The sequence below is a fragment of the Szabonella alba genome (genome assembly GCF_016765775.1).
In the GTDB taxonomy this organism is placed as follows: Bacteria; Pseudomonadota; Alphaproteobacteria; order Rhodobacterales; family Rhodobacteraceae; genus Szabonella; species Szabonella alba.
In genome coordinates this window covers 569,249-588,833 of sequence record NZ_JAESVN010000001.1, presented here as the reverse complement: position 1 = coordinate 588,833, position 19,585 = coordinate 569,249, and the positions used below count along the sequence as shown (strand labels likewise).

The window sequence follows — 19,585 nt, the reverse complement described above, 5'->3', positions numbered from 1 at the left end:
TGCGTGAGCACCCCTGACCCGATATCTCCGCGCGCCCCCGCGCCTGCCGCGCCCTTGCCCATCGACGCGGCAATCCCCGATCTGCTGGCCGCCCTTGCCGCGCGCCGCATGGCCGTGCTGCAGGCCCCGCCGGGCGCGGGCAAGACAACCCGCGTGCCGCTGGCCCTGATGGAGGCCGGGCTGACGCAGGGCCGCATCCTGATGCTGGAACCGCGCCGCCTTGCCGCGCGGGGGGCGGCCGAACGCATGGCGCAGACGTTGGGGGAACCGGTCGGTGAAACCGTGGGCTACCGGATGCGGGGGGAGGCGAAAACCTCATCCCGCACCCGGATCGAGGTGGTGACCGAGGGGATCCTGACGCGGATGATCCAGTCCGATCCGGGGCTTGAGGGCATCGGCGCGGTGATCTTCGACGAATTTCACGAACGCTCCCTTCATGCCGATCTGGGCCTTGCGCTGGCGCTGGAAGTGCGCGGCGCACTGCGCGAGGATCTGATCCTGCTGGCCATGTCCGCCACGCTGGAGGCGGCACCCGTCGCCGATCTGATGGCCGATCCGATGGGCCGCGCGCCGCTGATCACCTCGGAAGGGCGGGCCTTTGCGGTCGAAACCCGCTGGCTGCTGCGCCCTCTGCCTGCGCGCGCAAGGCTTGAGGCCGAGATGGCAGCGCTGATCCTGCAGGCGCTGGACGAGGTGCCCGAGGGCGGCGTTCTGGCCTTCCTGCCCGGTGAGGCCGAGATCCGGCGCTGTGAGGCGGCGTTGTCTGGCCGCCTGCCACCCGGCTGCACCCTGCGCCCGCTTTATGGTGCGATGGATTTCAGCGCACAGCGCGCAGCCCTTGCCCCGGTCGCCGCAGGCCGCAAGATCGTGCTGGCAACCGCGATTGCCGAAACCTCGCTGACCATTCCCGATATCCGCGTCGTGGTCGATGCGGGCCGGGCGCGGCGGGCGCGGTTCGATCCCAATACCGGCATGTCGCGGCTGGTGACCGAACGGGTGACCCGCGCCGAGGCCGAACAGCGCCGGGGCCGGGCGGGCCGCGTGGCCGAGGGGGTCTGCTACCGCCTTTGGACCAGGGGGGAGGAGGGCGCGCTGGCCCCCTTCCCGCCCGCCGAGATCGAATCCGCCGATCTGACGCCGCTTGCGCTGGAACTCGCACTTTGGGGCGGGGCTGACGGCCTGAACTTTCTGACCGCGCCCAATCCCGGCGCCATGGCCGAGGCACAGGCGCTGCTATCCGCCCTTGGCGCGCTGGAAGCGGGAAGGATTACCGATCATGGCCGCGCGCTGGCCGCCCTGCCCCTGCATCCACGCCTTGGCCATATGCTGCTGACCGCAGGTGGCGGAGAGCGCGCCACCACGCTGGCCGCGATCCTGTCCGAGCGTGACCCGATCCGGGGCGCACCGCCCGATCTGGCGCTGCGGCTGAAGGCGGTGGGCAATGCCAAAGGGTTTGAGGCCGATCACCCCTTCACCGTGGATCGCGGCGTGGCCGACCGCATCCGGACCGAGGCGAAACGCCTTGCCCGGCAGGTCCGCGCCATTGATCCGCAGGATCTGTCCATCGGGCAGCTGGCGGCGCTGGCCTATCCTGACCGCATCGGCCTGCGCCGCAAGGGCGATGCGCCGCGTTTCCTGCTGTCGGGCGGCAAAGGCGCCGTGATGGAGGAGGGCACGCCCCTTGCCGGCCAGCGCCTGATCGTCGCGACCGATCTGGACGGCGACCGCAGCGAGGCGCGCATCCGGCAGGCCGCCCCCATCACCGAGGCGGAATTGCGCGCGCTTTATGCCGCGCAGATCCGCTGGCAGGACCGCTGCGAATGGGACCGGCGCGAAAGCCGCATCCTGATGCGGCGGCAGGAACGGTTTGGCGCGCTGGTGCTGGATGACCGGATCTGGCCCGATCCCCCGCCCGAGGCCATCGCACAGGCCGCTTTCGAGGGGCTGCGCCTGACCGGACTGACGTGGACGCCCGCCGCCGCAAGGCTGCGCGCCCGGGTCGCCCTTTGCCGCCGCGACGGGGCCGATCTGCCCGACCTGTCGGATGATGCGCTGCTGGGATCAGACGGGGCATGGCTGCTGCCCTATCTGGCAAAGGTCCGCACCCTTGCCGATCTGCGCGCGCTGGACCTGACCGAACCGCTGCGCGCGCTTCTGGGATGGGAAGCGCTGCAAATGCTGGACCGGCTGACGCCCTCGCATTTCGAAACCCCGCTGGGGCGGCGCATTCCCATCGACTATTCCGGCGATTATCCGGGGGTTGAGTTGCGCCTGCAGGAACTTTTCGGCACCACGACCCATCCGACGGTCGGGCCGAAATCCCTGCCGCTGCGGCTGACGCTGCTGTCACCGGGGGGCAAGCCGGTGCAGGTCACGCTGGATCTGCCGGGTTTCTGGACCAGTTCTTACGGCGATGTGCGCCGCGATATGCGCGGGCGCTATCCCCGCCACCCCTGGCCCGAGGATCCGCGCGCCGCCGACCCCACCCTGCGCGCCAAGCCGCGCGGCACCTGACCGGCGGGGCGAGGCCCGGACCCGGCCCTGCGCTTTCGCCGAGCCCGGTCACGCGCAGGTTTCAAAGCGTTTCGGATCGCCCCTGCGATGCGGCGGGCCTGCCCTTCCCCCGCCCTCGGCGCTGCGCTATGCAGACCGGCGCAACAGCGGAAGGCGGGGTCATGGACGCGATCAGACAGGGGCGCGGCGCGGTCGCGGCGATGTTTCTGGCCAATGGATTCGTGATGGGCAGCTGGGCGCCGCAGATCCCGCTGATCCTGCCGCGTTTCGGCATTACCGAAAGCGTTCTGGGTCTGCTGATCCTTGTGCTGGGCCTTGGGGCCGTGGGCGCGATGGCGGGGTCCGGCTGGTTGATCGCGCGGTTTGGCACGGTGGGCGTGCTGCGGATCTTCGCACCGCTGGCGATGATCGCGCTGCTGCTGGTCGTGCTGGCCCCGTCCATGCCGCTGCTGGCACTGGCCATGGCTGTCATGGGGGCTGCAATCGGCTGCATGGATGTTGCGATGAACGCCAATGCGGTCGAAGTCGAGCGCCGGATGGGCCGTGCAATCATGTCCTCGTCACACGGGTTCTGGAGCCTTGGCGGATTTGCCGGCGGCATGGGCGGCGGGGTCCTGATCGCGGCGATGGGGGCGGTCGGTCATGCCGCATTGGCCTGCACGCTGGCGCTGCTGGCGGTCCTGCTGGCCTTGCCGCGCCTGCTGCGCGCTGATCTACCCGCGACGGATCAGGCAGCAGGCGATCATCCGGCGGCCCGGCCCGGCCATTGGCCGAAAGGGCTGGCCATCTATATCCTCGGCCTGATGGCGCTGTTTTCGATGGTGCCCGAGGGCGCGGTGCTGGACTGGGCGGCGCTTTACCTGAAACAGGAGCTTGGCGCCGGAATCGCGGCCTCGGGTCTGGCCTTCGGCGCCTTCTCGGGCGCAATGGCGGTGATGCGCTTTGCGGGTGACGGGATCCGCAACCGTTTTGGCGCGGCGCGGGTGCTGCGCGTCTCGGCTTTGGTCGCGGCGGCGGGTATCCTTGCGGCAAGCCTTGCGCCGGGCAGCGCATGGGCGGTTCTGGCCTTCGCGCTGGCGGGGCTGGGCATCGCCAATACCGTGCCCGTGGTCATTTCGGCCGCCGGAAACCATGGCGGGGCGCAGGCGGGGGCCGCCATCGCGCTGGTCACGATGATGGGCTATTCCGGCATCCTGATCGCGCCCTCGATGATCGGCTGGGTGGCCGAGGCGGTGGGGTTCCGCTGGACTTTCGCCGCGATGGCGCTGCTGCTGCTGGTGGTTGCCGCGCAGGCGGGGCGGGCAGCGGGGGCCGATGGCGCAGGACCGGGGCGGCACTGACCCCGCCCCTTACCCCTTCCGCCAGTCCCGGCGAAACGCCCGGCAGGTTTAACGCCCCAGACACCAGCGCATGACGGCCTTTTGCGCGTGCAGCCGGTTTTCGGCCTCATCGAAGATCACCGAATGCGGGCCGTCCATCACAGCACTTGTCGCCTCGTCATTGCGATGCGCGGGCAGGCAATGCATGAACAGCGCATCGGGTTTCGCCCGCGCCATCAGCGCCTCATTGACCTGATAGGCGCGCAACTGGTTGTGGCGCCGCTCCTTGGCCGATTCCGGGTCATGCATCGAGACCCAGGTATCGGTGACCACCAGATCCGCGCCTTCCACCGCGCGGTCGGGATTACGCTCAATCGTGACGGGATGGCCCTTGGAGGCGGCGAAATCCAGCCATGTCCGTTCGGGGTCCAACGTTTCCGGACCGGTGAAGGACAGGTCAAAGCCGAATTGCCCCGCCGCATGGGCGAAACTGGCAAAGACATTGTTGCCATCGCCGCACCAGACCACCTTCTTGCCCGCGATGGGGCCGCGATGTTCCTCATAGGTCATGATATCGGCCATGATCTGACAGGGATGGGTGCGGTTGGTCAGCCCGTTGATGACTGGCACCGTGGCATGTTCGGCCATTTCCAGCAGCGTCGCCTCCTCGAATGTGCGGATCATGATGAGATCGACATAGCGCGACAGGACGCGCGCGGTATCGGCAATCGTCTCACCATGGCCAAGCTGCATTTCCTTGCCCGACAGCACCATGGTCTGCCCGCCCATCTGCCGCACGCCGACATCGAAAGAGACGCGGGTCCGGGTCGAGGGCTTTTCAAAGATCAGCGCGACCATATGGCCCGAAAGCGGCTGGTCGTCATCGGCCATGCCCCGGGGACGGCCCTTGCGGGCATCCTTCATCGCGCGGGCATTGTCGATGATGGCCCGCAGATCGGGTGCGGTGGTGGTGTGGATGTCGAGAAAATGGTTCATGCGCATGTCTTTCGAACGTCAGGACCAGCGGGACGCGCCGGGGGGCTGTCTGCCCCCCGGACCCCCCGAGGATATTTGCAAACAGATGAAGAGGGCATCAGGGGGTCAGTCCGGCGGCGGCCGCATCGAGACGGGTCAGCGCCTCGGCGATATCCTCATCCGGGATATTCAGCGCAGGCAGAAGGCGCAGAACATTGTCGGCGGCGGGAACCGTCAGCAGATGCTGGGCATAGGCGGCATTCACCACATCGGTATTGGCCGCGCGGCATTTCAGACCCAGCATCAGGCCCTGACCGCGCACAGCCTCGAACACGTCGGGATGGCGGGCGACAAGGCTTTCCAGACCCTGACGGAACAGCCCCGCCTTGCGGTTGACCTCGGCCAGAAAGGCGGGATCTGCCACGGTTTCCATTACCGCCGCCCCCACCGCGCAGCCCAGCGGGTTGCCGCCATAGGTGGAGCCGTGGCTGCCTGCGACCATGCCCGAGGCAGCGTTTTCCGTGGCCAGCACCGCGCCCAGCGGAAAGCCGCCGCCGATGCCCTTGGCGACCATCATGATATCAGGCGTGATCCCCGCCCATTCATGCGCGAACAGCCGCCCCGTGCGGCCCATGCCGCATTGCACCTCGTCAAAGACCAGCAGCGCGCCGGTCGTGTCGCACAGGTCGCGCAGACCCTTGAGGCATTGGTCGGGAACGGTGCGGATGCCACCCTCGCCCTGCACAGGTTCGATCAGCACGGCGGCGACCTGATCGGTCAGTGCCGCGCGCAGCGCGTCATGATCGCCCCAGGGCAGGCTTTGGAACCCCGGCATCAGCGGGCCGAAACCCTTGACCATCTTTTCCGATCCGGCGGCGGCGATGGCCCCGGTGGACCGGCCATGGAAGGCGCCTTCGAAGGTCAGGATCAGATTTCGGTCGGGCTGCCCCTTTTCATGCCAGTATTTGCGCACCATCTTGATGGCAAGTTCCGCCGCCTCGGTGCCGGAATTGGTGAAGAAAACCGTATCGGCAAAGGTTTCGGCGACCAGAAGATCGGCAAGGCGCTGCTGTTCGGGGATCTGGTAAAGGTTCGAGACATGCCAGAGCCGCGCGGCCTGATCGGACAGGACCGAGACAAGCCTTGGATGGGCATGGCCAAGGGCGTTCACGGCGATCCCCGCCCCGAGGTCAAGATAGCGTTCCCCCCCGGTCGTGGTCAGCCAGGAACCCGCGCCCGAGGCGAAGGCGATAGGGGCGCGGTTATAGGTCGGCAAAACGGAAGAGATCATGGCAGGGTCCCGGATGGAAAGCCCATGGGTGCCAAAGGGCACGGGCTTAGTCAACGTCAAGCTGAAAGTTCAGCGGTGGGGTCGGTCAGGGAAAGAGGGCAGGCCGGGCCGGAAAGGCGGCATGCGGGATCGGTCGTCAGGCGCGGTTGCGTCGGCGTCGGGGCTGGGCAAAAAGGGCGGTGCGACAGATCATGCGACGTCATTAGCATGGCAATCGCAGAAGTAAAGCGCCGGATCGCTTGAACTCGGGCGCATCGGCTTGTATCTGTGCCCGTCCCGATTAAAATGGGCCCGATCAAAATGGCCCCGACTGAAATCGGAGCCGAGTAAAATCGGTCCGACCAAGATGGACCCGACGACAACGAAAATGGGTGTGACCGCAGGCCTTGCCTGCCGATATGCGGAGACAGTGGATGTCCTGGACCGATGAGCGGGTCGAAACGCTTAAGAAGATGTGGACCGAAGGTCAGAGCGCCAGCCAGATCGCCAAAGAACTTGGCGGGGTGACGCGCAATGCCGTGATCGGCAAGGTGCATCGGCTGGGCCTGTCGAACCGGGTCGGCGGCAAGGAGGAAAGCGAGGCGGAAACGCCTGTGGCATCCCCCGCCGCTGCCGCCCCTCCCAGCGCGCCACCGCGCGCCGAACCCGCGCCCGCAGCAACGGTCGCGGCAGAACCTGCCGCACCGCGTATGCCCGATCCGGGCCGTGTGGAACGGCCGGCCCCCTCGGTCGCGGCGCAGGTTGCGGGCAATGTGACGACGCTGCCGCTGCGCAAGGCCATCGTGCCGGCGGGGCAGCCGCTGCCGCCGCAGCCCTCGGCCAATGAGATCAGCCCCGAGGCGCTGGCCTCGGTGCGCGAGGTGGAAAAGCGCGCCAAGCGGCTGACGCTGATGGAACTGACCGAACGGACCTGCAAATGGCCGATCGGCGACCCCGCAACCGAGGATTTCTGGTTCTGCGGCCTGCCTTCGACCGCCGGAAAACCCTATTGCGAGGCGCATGTCGGCGTGGCCTTCCAGCCGATGAGCGCAAGGCGCGACCGGCGGCGCTGATCAAAAGTCCGGAACAGAAAATGAAAAGGGGGGCAGTGCCCCCCTTTTCATTTCCGGACGGCGCGCCCCTCGCGCTGATCTATGGCGCCCCAGGTGCAGGCGATTGTGCCCGGCCGGACCGGCAGACGACGCTGGCGGAACCGGTCAGGCCTCCGCCAGCAAGGCCTGCACTTCGGCCGCCAGTGCCTCGACCTCCTGCCGGGCGGCATTGCGCGGCCCCTCGGCGGTGCTGAGCCCCTGCCCCAGCGTTTCGGCAAAGGCGACGCGCTGGCCCAGCCGGGCCGTCGCGACATGGGCCGCGATCTGGCCCGCACCTTCGGCAATCTCGGCGGCAAGCCGGGATCCGGCAGTGACGCGGTTCAGCACCAAGAGCGTGGGTTTCGACAACCGCACCGCCATATCCAGCACCCCGTCCGTCGCCCAGAGGTCAAGCTGCGAGGCTCCGACCGGGATCAGTACCAGATCGGCCTCACGCAGCGCGGGGCGCAGATCACTGTCCACCTTGGGCGGCGTGTCGATCAGGATCATGTCGCTGATCTTGCGGAACTTCTCGATCTCATAGCCGACACCCCAGGCGCTGGCGGTGCCGAACTCCACCCCGGCCTCACCAAGCCGGTCGCGCCGGGTCAGGAACCAGCGGCCCAGACTGCCCTGCGGATCCGTGTCGAGCAAGGAGACACGCAGCCCCTGCCGCGCCCAGAGGATGGCAAGGTTGACGGCCAGCGTCGTCTTGCCCGCGCCGCCCTTCTGCTGAGCGATGGTAATGACTCGCGCCATATGATTCCCCTTCATTTCTGCGATGCAGCATAGCGCAGATTGACGGAAAATACAGGTTCACCCGCGCGGGCAGGAAATCCGTCCCCGCATCTCACCGCTGTCGCCCTGCAGGGTCGCGGGCACAAGGGTGCAGCCGGTCAGTTCTGGCACAAGCCCGGCCATGGTGGCGCGGATCGCCTGATGCTCCCCCCGCCCGGCCCAGCCAAGGCGGATGATCTCAACCTGATTGCCCTTGCGGAACAGCACATAGTCCCGCCCGTCGCGACGCGTCTCGATGCGTTCGGCGCCGAACATATGGGGGGCGGGCTGCGCGCCGCAGGCGGCCAGCAGCAGCATCAGACACAGGAAGGGCGCGCGCGGAACCATGCCGCAGCATGGCGCGGGCAAGGTTAACGGACGGTTAAGCAGAACCGGGTGCGGCCTCCGGTCCGGGTCGGACCCCCGGCATAGCGCGTGGCAGGATCAATAGGCACCACGTCCGGTTGCGACGACCGTGACCGTGCGCGACAGAATGGTCAGATCGCGCCAGAGCGAGGGCGCGCGGACATAATCGAGATCCAGCGCCACCATCTGCGCGAAATCCAGATCGGCCCGCCCGGCCACCTGCCATGGCCCGGTGATGCCCGGCAGCGCCGCCAGACGCCCCAGTGCCTCATCCGGATAGGCGGCCACTTCCTGCGGCAAGGCCGGACGCGGGCCGACCAGCGACATATCGCCTGTCAGAACATTGAAAAGCTGCGGCAATTCATCCAGCGACGACCGCCGCAGGAACCGGCCCAAAGGGGTCACGCGTGGATCGTCGCGTAGCTTGAAGCAGATCCCCGCGCGTTCGCTTTGCGCCTCAAGCCCGGCGCGGCGGGATTCCGCGTCGCAATACATCGAGCGGAATTTCACCATGTCGAAGCGCCGTCCGTTGAGCCCGATCCGGGACTGCACGAAAAAGACGGGGCCGGGGCTGGACAGCCGCACCGCCAGCGCGATGGCCAGAAACATCGGCCAGATCGCCAGCAACCCGAGCAGGACAAGAACGGTATCGAAGCCGCGCTTGTAACGCGGCACGCCCGAAACACGCCGCAACGGCGTCAGAAAAGCGGAAAGATCGGACATGGCAGCAGACCCCGGATCGGGAAGGCACCCCAGACGGCCTTCCACGGTCGGAGTTCTGCGACCTTCCCTTCGGTCAATCAACCTGCAATTGCCCCCCGGACTTACCCCGACAAAACAGTGACGTAACGTCATCCAAGGGCAGTTCGGCAAGGGCCTGACCATCGGGACAGGTGACCTGTCCATTAAGACAGGTCAGGGATTCAGACCTTATCCGACCCGGCGGCGATCCGGGCCTCCAGCGCGGCGATCCGGGCGGAAAGTGATTCGTTCTCCTCCCGCGCCTTCTGCGCCATGGCGCGCAGGGCGTCGAATTCTTCCCGCGTGACCAGATCGCGGTCGGCCAGCCAGCGGTCGACAAGACCGCGCATCGCGGTTTCCGCCTCGCTGCGCGCACCCTGCGCAACGCCCATCGCATTGGTCATAAGCTGCGACATATCATCGAGAAACTTGTTACGGCTCTGCATGGGGCCTCCGGGGTTCGGGCTTGACTGTTGCAGTCTATATGGCGACCCGGCAGGGCGCGGGCAAGGGCACAGGGGGGCGCTGCCCCCCTCTTTGGCTGCGCCAAATTCACCCCCCGGGATAAATGGGGACAGAAAAAGGACCGGAGGGGTTGGACGTGGCAGCCCCGGTCGCGCCCGGCGGCTTCGGTTGACTTCGCCCGCGTCAGACGGGAAAACGGCGCCGCGCGGGATCACGCGGGACCTTCCCGCCGCAGGCATCCCCTTGCAGGAGGCGCGCGATGCAGTCCCATATCCCCTTTCCCGAAATCTCGCCCGAACTCTTCTCGATCACCCTTGGTGGCATGACCTTCGCGCTGCGCTGGTATGCGCTGGCCTATATCGCGGGGCTTCTGCTGGGCTGGCGGCTGATCCTGCGCGCGGTTTCCTCACCCGGTCTCTGGCCCGGTCCGGCGGCGATGACGGGCGAACAGGTGGAACGGCTGCTGACATGGATCATCGCGGGCGTCATCCTTGGCGGGCGGCTGGGATTCGTGCTGTTCTATCAACCCGGTCACTATCTGACCCATCCCGGTGACATCCTGAAGATCTGGGAGGGGGGCATGTCCTTCCATGGCGGATTTCTGGGCGTGGTCACGGCGGCATGGATCTTCTTCCGGCGTGAGGGCATCCCGGTCTGGTCCGGCGCGGATCTGCTGGCGCTGGCCACTCCGCCGGGTCTGCTGCTGGGGCGGATCGCGAATTTCATCAATGCCGAGCTTTGGGGCCGCCCGACGGACATGCCTTGGGGTGTGGCCTTTCCCGGTGCAGGTCAGAATTGTCCGGGGGTCGAGGGGATCTGCGCGCGCCACCCGTCACAGCTTTATGAGGCGGGGCTGGAGGGGCTTTTGCTCGGGCTCGTGCTGATCTGGCTGGTCTGGCGCGGGCGGGCACTGTTCCGGCCCGGTCTGGTGGCGGGCGTTTTCTTCGCCGGATACGGGGCCGCGCGGTTTTTCGTTGAATTTGTCCGCCAGCCCGATCTGCAATTCGTGACAGCCGGCAATCCGCTGGGTCTGGCATGGCATATCGGCGGCTATGGGCTGACCATGGGGCAGATCCTGTCACTGCCGATGATTCTGGCGGGGCTCTGGCTGATCCTGCGCGCGCGGCGCGGTCCGGGCATGGCAGGCGCATGACCCCGCTGGCCGATCTTCTGATCCGCCGGATCGCGCAGAACGGCCCCATGACGCTGGCCGATTACATGGCCGAATGCCTGATGCATCCCGAACACGGCTATTACACCGGCCGCGACCCGCTGGGATTGGCCGGGGATTTCACCACCGCCCCGGAAATCAGCCAGATGTTCGGTGAATTGCTGGGCCTTTGCCTTGCACAAAGCTGGCTGGATCAGGGCGCCCCCGCGCCGTTCTGTCTGGCCGAGCTTGGCCCCGGGCGTGGCACGCTGATGGCCGATCTGTTGCGCGCCACCCGCGCCGTGCCGGGCTTTCACGCCGCGATGCGGCTCTGTCTGGTTGAAGGTTCCCCCGTTCTGCGAACAGCACAGGCCGGACGACTGGCGGGCCATGATCCGCGTTGGTTCGACCGTGTTGAGGATCTACCCGATGGGCCGCTTTTCCTGATCGCGAATGAATTTTTTGATGCATTGCCGATCCGGCAGTTCACCCGCCGGGGAAATGGCTGGTCGGAAACCGTGATCGGCCTGCATGACGGTGCGCTGCGCCGCGGACTGACCCCGCCCGCCCCGCTGGCCACGCTGACCGCGCGGCTGGCCGACACGGTTGAGGGCGATGTGGTCGAGATCTGCCCGGCGGGGGCGGCCATCGCGGCCGGTCTGGGGGCGCGCATCGCGGATCGGGGCGGCGTGGCGCTGATCGTCGATTACGGTGCGGGGCCGTCACTGGGGGATACGTTTCAGGCCCTGTCCGGCCATGCCCCGACCGATCCGCTGGCCGAACCCGGCCGGGCCGACCTGACCGCCCATGTCGATTTCCGCGCCCTTGCCGAGGCCGCGCGCCCCGCCGCAAGCGCAGGCCCGATGCCGCAGGGGCTGCTTCTGGCGCGGCTCGGGATCGGGCCACGGGCGGCGCGGCTTGCCGAAAACCTGACCGATGGGCCGCTTGCCGCGCATCACGCCGCAACGCATCGCTTGACCCATGACGCGGAAATGGGAACGCTGTTCAAGGCGCTGGCGATTCATCCGTCCGAATGCAAACCGCCGCCGGGATTTGACTGACATGCTGGACATCATCACCTCTGACGCCTTGTTCCCGCTTCGTCACGGGTTCTTCACCCGCAAGGGCGGTGCCTCCTCGGGCGTGTTTCAGGGGCTGAACTGCGGCACCGGCAGCAGTGATCTGGCCGAGGCGGTGGCGATCAACCGCGCCCGGGTCGCCGAGGCGATGGGGGTTGCGCCCAGCGATCTGCAGACCCTGCATCAGGTGCATTCGCCGCTTGTCGTGACACTGACCGGCCCGCTGGATGCGCCCCGCCCCGAGGCGGATGCGCTGGTGACCGCCACGCCCGGGCTGGCGCTGGCGGTGCTGACGGCCGATTGTCAGCCGGTGCTGTTTGCCGACCGGCAGGCCGGAGTGATCGGGGCAGCCCATGCGGGGTGGCGCGGCACGCAGGCCGGGGTGTTGGAGGCGACGCTGGACGCGATGGAGGCGATTGGCGCAAGACGCGACCGCGTCGCGGCCGTGATCGGCCCGACGATCAGTCAGGCCGCCTATGAGGTCGGGCCGGAATTCGTTGAAATCTTCATCGACGATGACCCCCGCAATGCCCGCTTCTTTGCCAGTGGCAAGGGCGACCGCCCCCTGTTCGACCTGCCGGCCTTCGGGCTGGCGCGGCTGCGGGACGCCGGGATCGGTCATGCCGAATGGACGCGCCACTGCACCTATCGCGATGCGGAACGTTTCTTTTCCTTCCGCCGCAGCACGCATCTGGGTGAAGCGGATTATGGCCGCCTGATTTCCGCGATCCGGCTGTGAAACAGGGCGGAAATCGGGCCGTCAGGGCCCGGTTGTCCCGGGAAGACCGGAAACAATACCAGCCATAACCACAGGATGGTTTCCGGATTCGCCTTGAAAACAAGGGCGCGGCACCGAAATCGACGGTGTAGCGGATGCCACCGCCTTCCGCTAACCCGATCTTCGGCATTATCGCGGAAAATCCGGAAACTCGCCGCCAAGGCGCCGCATTGCAAGGCGAATGTCGCGGGTATCAGAACCGTCCCGCCCGTCAGGGCAGCCCAAGGATCCGAGGATAAGACGATGAAACCCCAACGCCGCTGGATGAAATCCGTGATTGCCACCGCAGCCCAGACCCCGACCACCCAGCCCTTCGCGCGGCAACAGCGCCCGGGACGGTCCAGCGCCGCGCAGAACGACACCGCGCGTCCGGCAGTGATCCGGGCACGGCATCCGGGTGTGGGCCGCAAGATTGGCTGAGGGTCGGTTGATTCGGCGTTTCCCGCACCGGCTGTGACCGTAGAGCCCCGGTTTTCGGCATCAACCCGCCGCTTTCGTTGCGGCCTAGTCCACAATAGGGGGGCCTGACCGCAATTGACGCCTCAGCCAATGCGAATCCGCCGCAATGTTTGACAAACTGCCGCCTGCCCGCCATATTTATCGCACGGCCTAAGTGACTACCGGCCGGAGGTAAGCAGATCGAATGCCGGTGCTGTAGCACTGGTTTTCGAGCGGTCGGTGTGGTTTCAAGAGGCGGTCCTGACATACTCCTCTGGTATGTCTTCAGGGACCGCCCTTCTTGTTTGGGCCACCTGTACTCGCCATCCTGTCCGGAGCTGTAGGCGTCGCGCGCCCTTCCCCGCCCGGCTTGCACCGGACCCGCCGCCCCGTTAAACGAAAGCGTCCCGAGAAAAAGGTCCGCGCCCATGTCAATCGACATCGACACCGCCCGCAAGGTTGCCAAACTTGCCCGAATCCGGGTCGAGGAAGACCAGCTTCCCGCCCTTGCCACCGAACTTTCCGGTATTCTGGGCTTCATGGAGCAGTTGAACGAGGTCGATGTCGAGGGGGTGGAGCCGATGACCTCGGTTACGCCGATGCGGCTCAGGCGGCGGGCCGATCAGGTGACCGACGGCAATATCCAGAGCCGGATCCTGAAGAACGCGCCCGACACGCGCGAGGGCTTCTTTGCCGTGCCGAAAGTGGTGGAATGATGACCAACGCAAACGAACTGACCATCGCGGCGGCCCGCGACGCGCTGCGCAAGGGCGAATTGTCCGCGACGGATCTGACGATGGCCTGCCTGACGGCGATGGACGCGGGCGACGGGCTGAACGCCTATGTTCACAAGACGCCTGAGATTGCGCTGGAACAGGCGCGCGCGGCAGATGCGCGGATCAAGGGCGGCGATGCGCCCGACCTTTGCGGCATTCCCCTTGGCATCAAGGATCTGTTCTGCACCAAAGGCGTGCCCTCGCAGGCGGCCTCGAAAATCCTGAACGGGTTCCGCCCCGAATACGAATCCACCGTGACGGCGAAACTGTTTGACGCAGGCGCGGTCATGCTGGGCAAGCTGAACATGGACGAGTTCGCCATGGGCTCGTCCAATGAAACATCCTGTTACGGAAACGCGATCAACCCGTGGCGGCGCGGCAATGACGAAACCGCCCTGACGCCGGGCGGGTCTTCGGGCGGGTCTGCCGCCGCTGTGGCTGCCGATCTTTGCCTTGCGGCGACCGGCACCGATACCGGCGGGTCGATCCGCCAGCCTGCGGCTTTTACCGGCATAGTGGGCATCAAGCCGACCTATGGCCGGGTGTCGCGCTGGGGCATCGTGGCCTTTGCCTCCAGCCTTGATCAGGCCGGGCCGATGACGAAATCGGTGCGCGATGCGGCGATCTTTCTGGGGGCCATGGCGGGCCATGACCCCAAGGACAGCACATCCGCCGACCTGCCCGTGCCGGATTTCGAGGCCGCACTGACCGGGGATATCCGGGGCAAAAAGATCGGCATCCCGCGTGAATACCGCATGGAGGGGATGCCTGCCGAGATTGAAAAGCTGTGGACCGACGGCATCGCCATGATGAAGGATGCGGGCGCGGAAATCGTTGATATTTCCTTGCCTCACACGAAATATGCCCTGCCCGCCTATTACGTCATCGCACCTGCCGAGGCGTCCTCGAACCTCGCGCGCTATGACGGGGTCCGCTATGGCCATCGCGCGAAACTGGCGCAGGGCGACGGCATCACCGAGATGTATGAGAAGACCCGCGCCGAAGGGTTCGGACCCGAGGTGCAGCGCCGCGTGATGATCGGCACCTATGTGCTGTCGGCGGGGTTCTATGATGCCTATTACAACCGCGCCCGCCGCGTCCGCGCCCTGATCAAACGCGATTTCGATCAGGTCTTTGCGGCAGGGATTGATGCCATCCTGACGCCGGCCACGCCTTCGGCAGCCTTCGGTCTGGGCGAAATGGCCAGCGCCGACCCGATCCAGATGTATCTCAACGACGTGTTCACCGTGACGGTCAACCTTGCCGGTCTGCCGGGCATATCCGTGCCGATGGGGCTGGATCGTCAGGGCCTGCCGCTGGGTCTGCAACTGATCGGGCGGCCCTGGGAAGAGGGCGATCTGCTGAATCACGCCCATGTGCTCGAACAGGCGGCGGGATTTGTGGCCAAGCCCGCAAAATGGTGGTAATCCGCCCCGCTCAACGTAAGGTTTGCCGGAGTTTGCCCGATGTCCGCCCCCAAAGCCCTGCTGGCCCTAGCCCTGCTTGCCGCCTGCGCGCCGGCCGTGCCCGATAGTGGCGCAGGCGTAGGCTTCGGCGATTATTCCGATTACCTGCGCCAGCAGGAGGCCCAGCGTCAGGCCCCGGTTGCGACCGGCGCCGCGCCTGTCTTCTCGACCGAAAGGATCGGAGCTGCGCTGGATGGCACGGGCAGCGGGGCTTCCGCATCGTCCGGCGGCCCGGCTCAGGGCAGGATGATCGGCGATCTGTCCGGTTCGGGGACGGCCCAGCAGGCCACGCGCCCAAGGGGCGATGCCCCCCTGACCATTCAGCCGCAATCGGGTGAGATGAATCCCGGCTCGGCCCGGATTTCCGACGAACAGAATTTCGATGCCGTTGCCGCCCGTGAAACCATCGAAAGTGATGCCGAGCGTCTGGCTCGCCAGCGCGCGCAATATCAGGTCATCGCCCCGACCGCCCTGCCCGAACGCACCAATAGCGGCCGGCCCAATATTGTGCAATTCGCGCTGTCGACCCGGCACAATCCGGGGACGCAGGTCTATAATCGCTCCAGCCTGTTCCAGCGCAACAGCCAGACCGCCTGCGCGCGTTTCGCCTCACCCGATCTGGCGCAAGAGGAATTTCTGTCGCAAGGCGGGCCGGAACGTGACCGGCTGGGCGTCGATCCCGATGGCGACGGTTTCGCCTGCGGCTGGGATCCGCGCCCCTTCCGCAACGCCCTGAACTAGGCCCGGGGCCGGTCGGGTGGTTTCGCCCAATCACGGGCCGCGCCGCGACGGGTTGATGCCGGAACTGGTGGTGATCCATTTCACCGCAATGCAAAGCGCCCCCCTTGCCCGCGCGCGGCTCTGCGACCCCCTGACCGAGGTTTCGGCCCATTGGCTGCTGGATTACGACGGCCATGCCGAGCCTCTGGTGCCCGAAGCGCTGCGCGCATGGCATGCGGGGGCCGGGGAATGGGCCGGGCGGGGCGATGTCAATTCCCGCTCGATCGGGATTGAGCTCGCCAATAACGGGGCTGAACCCTTTCCCGCCGCCCAGATGGCGGCGCTGGAGCGGCTGCTGGCCGGAATTCTGGACCGCTGGCAGATCCCGCCACAGGGCGTCATCGGTCATTCCGACATGGCGCCTGCCCGCAAATCCGACCCCGGCGCGCGCTTTGACTGGAAACGGCTGGCGTTTCAGGGTCTGTCGGTCTGGCCCGCACCGCAGGAGGCCGTGCCCGACGCTTCCGGTTTCGCGCGGGATCTGGTCAGCTTCGGCTATCCGCCTGCGGCACCCGAAATCCTGCTGGCCGCCTTTCGCCTGCGCTTTGCCCCCTGGCGGCGCGGCCCGCTGTCACCCCGCGACTGCGGCGAGGCCGCCGATCTTGCCCGGCGTTATCCCGTGCACGCTTCGCGGTTGACCTGACGCCAGCCCCGGCGTAACGACTGCCTTGCGCGGAAGGCCGGATGGTCGCGGGCGCATTCTGGTCCTGCAAAGGATACCGGATGCGCACGAGGAAAGTCCGGACTCCATGAAGCAAGGGTGCCGGGTAACGCCCGGCCGGGGTAACCCGAGGGAAAGCGCCACAGAGAAGAGACAGCCGTCGCAATCCGGCAACGGGACGCGGCGGTGATGGTGAAACGGTGGGGTAAGAGCCCACCGGGGGCCGGGCAACCGGAACCGCATGGCAAGCCCCACCCGGAGCAATGCCGAATAGGGGCCTCACGCGGGCAGGTCGGACAACCGATACCGCCGCAGGGACGCTTCAGCCCAGAGGCCCGGGTTGGCAGCTTGACCGCACCGGCAACGGATGCGGCAGAGGAATGATCATCCAGGGGGGCAACCCCCGGACAGAATCCGGCTTACAGGCCTTCCGCGCGTTTCAACAGGCAGAAAGGGGCCTTCTGCCCACTCGGCGCTGCCCGCGCCTCACCCCCGAAGGTAGTTGCGCCAAGGTGAAACAAGGTCGGGAGTCCCCCAGCCACGGATCACAGGCGCGCAGCAATCGCCAAGGTCGCGGGCCGTCAGGCGATGATGTCGGGGATCAGTTCATCCTCGATCTTCACGATCTGGTCCTTGAGACCGAGTTTCTGCTTTTTCAGCCGGCGCAGCATCAACTGGTCTGGCCGCAGGCTGGCCTCGACGGCCTGGATCGCCTCATCGAGATCGCGATGTTCGCGGCGCAGCACCTCAAGCTTGATGCGGAGCATCTCGTCATAGCGCAGTTCGCTGGGGGCATTCATGGCGGTTCCGGTTCCGAGTCGTTAGGCTGCATTTGGGCAATTATAGCCGCTGGCGCGGGTATTGCGCCATATTTCTGCAGGGGCCTGCGGGCTTTCAGCCTCTTGCGATGACGCGCACCGCGCCCCATATTCTGAGAACCGGAGATTGCCGAATGCGGGATCACCGGACCGAATGTCGCTTCCTGCAAGGACAGATCCGATGACCAAACTCAGCTTCGGCGCGCATCCCCATCTTCTGGGCTTCGAACAGCTTGAACGGCTGGTGGAACGGACGGCCAAGACTGCCTCCGAAACCTATCCGCCTTTCAATATCGAGGCCGTGGCCGAGAACGCCTATCGCATCACCCTTGCCGTGGCAGGGTTCCGCGACGAGGATCTGTCGATCACGGTCGAGAACCGCCAGCTTGTCGTGCGCGGGCGGCAGGCCGAAGATCCCGAGGGGCGGCTTTACCTGCATCGCGGCATTGCTGCACGGGCCTTCCAACGGTCCTTCGTTCTGGCCGAAGGGGTTGAGGTTGCGGGCGCCGCGCTGGAACTGGGGCTGCTGCATGTCGATCTGATCCGCGCCCAGCCCGATCCGGTGGTGCAGACTATCCGGATTGAGCGCCGCTGATCCCGGCCCGACTGTCCATTCCCTCCCGGTGGCCTTGAAGGACCGGGATATCGCTGCCGAAAAGGAGCCTGAGATGAACACCCCCTATCCGTCGCTGCCCGGGGCCGATGCCCGGACCGTCTATATCCGCCCCGTAGCCGTGGCCGATCTGCCCGAGGACATCCGCGAACAGGCCGAAGGGCGCGAGGTGATCTATGCGCTGCACGGTGCCGATGGCGAAAGGCTGGCCCTGGCCGCCGACCGCAGCATCGCCTTTGCCATTGCGGAACAGAACGATCTGGCTGCGGTCAACGTGCATTGAAGGGTGGCCCCCGCCCGGCCTTGTGCCATGCGGGGGCAATCGTCCTGTCTTCCTAGTCCCAGTGCCTTACTCTGTCGCGCCGCCTGCCGCTGCCAGCGTTGAATGGTCGACCAGCGCGCGGTTGCGGTCACGGATCGCGGCGGCCGCATCATCATAAAGAAATGGCAGAAAGACATAGCGCCGCCCGCGCGTCACACGACTGACCGCATGCAGCAGCGAGCAGGAAAAGACCACAGCACCGCCCGGCGGAGCCTTGAACCCCTGCGGCCCGTATTCGGGAAAGCTGACCTCGCCGCCGTCGAAATCCGCGTTCAGATTGACCGAGACCGCAAAGCGCCGATGCGCGGTGCCCGAGGTGGTGTTGTCGCGATGTGCGCCGAAATGCCCGCCCTCGACCGCGTCATAGCAAGCCACGAGATAGCGCTCCATCCGTGTCACATGGAATTGGTGGACCTTGGCGATTTCAGGGACGACGCGGCGCAGGATGCGGCTTTGCAGGTCCGCAATCAGCGCCTTGTCCTCGATATTCACGTCGCGGCGACTTTTGTGACGGGGATCGTTGACGCCGACCGTCCTGCCGTCGATCTGCCGCATGAAGCCCGAAACCTCGCCGCCCTGCGCGTCATAAAGATCAATCAGGCGCTGGCAGAAATCCGGCTCAAACACGCGCGGCAGATACAGGATCGGGGCCTGCAGCGGGATTCCGGCGAAACGATCGGGCGGCGGCAATGCGTCCAGACAGGCCCCCAGCCGCGCGATATCGCTGCCGTCCTGCGCGAAGGGTATGACCTCATAAACCCGCATCGTCGGGTCGACCACCACCCAAAGCGCGCGGCACGGTGCCGGATCGCTGTCGATGCAGGCCGCACCATAGGCACGGCTGACAGTCAGATCGCTATCCCACAGGATACGGAAGCCGGGCAGCCGGTTGCCGATCCGCGCCTCGGCCTCATCCGCCGGGTCGGTGGAAATGCCGAAGAAACAGCCGGTCTGATCGTTGAAGAAATCCGTGCGCGCGCGAACCGCCGCAAGTGCGGCCGCTGTTTGCGGATGGGTGTTGGAATGGAAGAAACACAGCACCAGCCAACGCCCGGCGGCGCTGTCCAGCACATAGCGCGGATTGGCGGGAGAGCGTTGCGTGACGGATGGGGCGGGGTCGCCTGCGGCGAGCGTTCTGAATCTGGGCATCGAACCTGCGGTTGAAGTTGAAGAGGCGGCAATTGGA

The 19,585-nt window shown here is 66.4% G+C and carries 21 protein-coding genes and 1 other RNA gene; 14 read left to right on the top strand and 8 right to left on the bottom strand.

Annotated elements, in window-relative coordinates:
- Positions 1 to 3 precede the first annotated feature (3 nt).
- Both hrpB and JL811_RS02735 read left to right on the top strand, forming a co-directional pair.
- A complete protein-coding gene (gene hrpB, locus JL811_RS02740; RefSeq protein ID WP_337924700.1) occupies positions 4 to 2,514 on the top strand; it encodes an ATP-dependent helicase HrpB in 2,511 nt (836 codons plus the stop codon).
- 161 nt (positions 2,515 to 2,675) lie between these two features.
- Positions 2,676 to 3,854, top strand: coding sequence for an MFS transporter (locus tag JL811_RS02735; RefSeq protein WP_202686768.1), 1,179 nt, complete (start codon positions 2,676 to 2,678; stop codon positions 3,852 to 3,854).
- A gap of 48 nt (positions 3,855 to 3,902) precedes the next feature.
- On the opposite strand, the gene argF is transcribed toward JL811_RS02735, so the two are convergent.
- On the bottom strand, positions 3,903 to 4,829 hold the full coding sequence (argF, locus tag JL811_RS02730; RefSeq protein WP_202686767.1) for an ornithine carbamoyltransferase: 927 nt from the start codon (positions 4,827 to 4,829) through the stop codon (positions 3,903 to 3,905).
- Between the two features lie 97 nt (positions 4,830 to 4,926).
- On the bottom strand, positions 4,927 to 6,099 hold the full coding sequence (locus JL811_RS02725; protein WP_202686766.1) for an aspartate aminotransferase family protein: 1,173 nt from the start codon (positions 6,097 to 6,099) through the stop codon (positions 4,927 to 4,929).
- 413 nt (positions 6,100 to 6,512) lie between these two features.
- Here JL811_RS02725 and JL811_RS02720 point away from each other — a divergent pair, with 413 nt between their 5' ends.
- Positions 6,513 to 7,151, top strand: a complete 639-nt coding sequence (locus JL811_RS02720; protein ID WP_202686765.1) for a GcrA family cell cycle regulator — start codon at positions 6,513 to 6,515, stop codon at positions 7,149 to 7,151.
- A gap of 144 nt (positions 7,152 to 7,295) precedes the next feature.
- Here the strand turns inward: JL811_RS02720 and parA are convergent, their stop codons facing one another.
- From parA to JL811_RS02700, 4 genes are all read right to left on the bottom strand, one after another.
- A complete protein-coding gene (gene parA, locus JL811_RS02715) occupies positions 7,296 to 7,928 on the bottom strand; it encodes a ParA family partition ATPase (RefSeq protein ID WP_202686764.1) in 633 nt (210 codons plus the stop codon).
- Positions 7,929 to 7,985: 57 nt separating this feature from the next.
- On the bottom strand, positions 7,986 to 8,294 hold the full coding sequence (locus JL811_RS02710) for a hypothetical protein (RefSeq protein WP_202686763.1): 309 nt from the start codon (positions 8,292 to 8,294) through the stop codon (positions 7,986 to 7,988).
- Positions 8,295 to 8,390: 96 nt separating this feature from the next.
- The gene (locus tag JL811_RS02705; protein WP_237684742.1) at positions 8,391 to 9,035 is read right to left on the bottom strand and encodes a sugar transferase; all 645 of its coding nucleotides are present in this window, start codon (positions 9,033 to 9,035) and stop codon (positions 8,391 to 8,393) included.
- Between the two features lie 200 nt (positions 9,036 to 9,235).
- Complete coding sequence (locus tag JL811_RS02700; protein ID WP_202686761.1) at positions 9,236 to 9,499, bottom strand: accessory factor UbiK family protein; 264 nt, start codon at positions 9,497 to 9,499, stop codon at positions 9,236 to 9,238.
- A gap of 278 nt (positions 9,500 to 9,777) precedes the next feature.
- Here JL811_RS02700 and lgt point away from each other — a divergent pair, with 278 nt between their 5' ends.
- The 9 genes from lgt to rnpB all read left to right on the top strand — a co-directional run bounded on the left by lgt (position 9,778) and on the right by rnpB (position 17,084).
- Positions 9,778 to 10,671: a prolipoprotein diacylglyceryl transferase gene (gene lgt / locus JL811_RS02695; RefSeq protein WP_202686760.1), complete on the top strand. Its 894-nt coding sequence runs from the start codon at positions 9,778 to 9,780 to the stop codon at positions 10,669 to 10,671.
- Positions 10,668 to 11,729: a class I SAM-dependent methyltransferase gene (locus tag JL811_RS02690; protein ID WP_202686759.1), complete on the top strand. Its 1,062-nt coding sequence runs from the start codon at positions 10,668 to 10,670 to the stop codon at positions 11,727 to 11,729. Before lgt ends, JL811_RS02690 begins: the two co-directional genes overlap by 4 nt.
- A gap of 1 nt (position 11,730) precedes the next feature.
- Entirely contained in the window at positions 11,731 to 12,486 is a 756-nt protein-coding gene (gene pgeF / locus JL811_RS02685; RefSeq protein ID WP_202686758.1) for a peptidoglycan editing factor PgeF, read from the top strand.
- 282 nt (positions 12,487 to 12,768) lie between these two features.
- Complete coding sequence (locus JL811_RS02680; RefSeq protein WP_202686757.1) at positions 12,769 to 12,945, top strand: hypothetical protein; 177 nt, start codon at positions 12,769 to 12,771, stop codon at positions 12,943 to 12,945.
- Positions 12,946 to 13,391: 446 nt separating this feature from the next.
- A complete protein-coding gene (gatC, locus tag JL811_RS02675) occupies positions 13,392 to 13,679 on the top strand; it encodes an Asp-tRNA(Asn)/Glu-tRNA(Gln) amidotransferase subunit GatC (protein WP_202686756.1) in 288 nt (95 codons plus the stop codon).
- On the top strand, positions 13,679 to 15,166 hold the full coding sequence (gatA, locus tag JL811_RS02670) for an Asp-tRNA(Asn)/Glu-tRNA(Gln) amidotransferase subunit GatA (protein WP_202687185.1): 1,488 nt from the start codon (positions 13,679 to 13,681) through the stop codon (positions 15,164 to 15,166). Before gatC ends, gatA begins: the two co-directional genes overlap by 1 nt.
- 39 nt (positions 15,167 to 15,205) lie before the next feature.
- Positions 15,206 to 15,946, top strand: a complete 741-nt coding sequence (locus JL811_RS02665) for a hypothetical protein (protein ID WP_202686755.1) — start codon at positions 15,206 to 15,208, stop codon at positions 15,944 to 15,946.
- Between the two features lie 55 nt (positions 15,947 to 16,001).
- Positions 16,002 to 16,628, top strand: coding sequence for an N-acetylmuramoyl-L-alanine amidase (locus JL811_RS02660; RefSeq protein ID WP_202687184.1), 627 nt, complete (start codon positions 16,002 to 16,004; stop codon positions 16,626 to 16,628).
- A 29-nt stretch (positions 16,629 to 16,657) separates the two neighbouring features.
- Positions 16,658 to 17,084, top strand: an RNA gene (gene rnpB / locus JL811_RS02655) — RNase P RNA component class A.
- A 143-nt stretch (positions 17,085 to 17,227) separates the two neighbouring features.
- Here rnpB and JL811_RS02650 read toward each other — a convergent pair.
- Positions 17,228 to 17,446, bottom strand: a complete 219-nt coding sequence (locus JL811_RS02650; protein WP_202686754.1) for a YdcH family protein — start codon at positions 17,444 to 17,446, stop codon at positions 17,228 to 17,230.
- Between the two features lie 199 nt (positions 17,447 to 17,645).
- Here JL811_RS02650 and JL811_RS02645 point away from each other — a divergent pair, with 199 nt between their 5' ends.
- Both JL811_RS02645 and JL811_RS02640 read left to right on the top strand, forming a co-directional pair.
- Positions 17,646 to 18,059 carry an Hsp20 family protein gene (locus JL811_RS02645; RefSeq protein ID WP_202686753.1) on the top strand — a complete coding sequence of 138 codons (414 nt, stop codon included), beginning with the start codon at positions 17,646 to 17,648 and terminating at the stop codon, positions 18,057 to 18,059.
- 73 nt (positions 18,060 to 18,132) lie between these two features.
- Positions 18,133 to 18,360, top strand: a complete 228-nt coding sequence (locus tag JL811_RS02640) for a DUF1150 family protein (RefSeq protein ID WP_202686752.1) — start codon at positions 18,133 to 18,135, stop codon at positions 18,358 to 18,360.
- A 66-nt stretch (positions 18,361 to 18,426) separates the two neighbouring features.
- Here the strand turns inward: JL811_RS02640 and JL811_RS02635 are convergent, their stop codons facing one another.
- A complete protein-coding gene (locus JL811_RS02635; protein ID WP_202686751.1) occupies positions 18,427 to 19,548 on the bottom strand; it encodes a 2OG-Fe(II) oxygenase in 1,122 nt (373 codons plus the stop codon).
- Positions 19,549 to 19,585 lie beyond the last annotated feature (37 nt).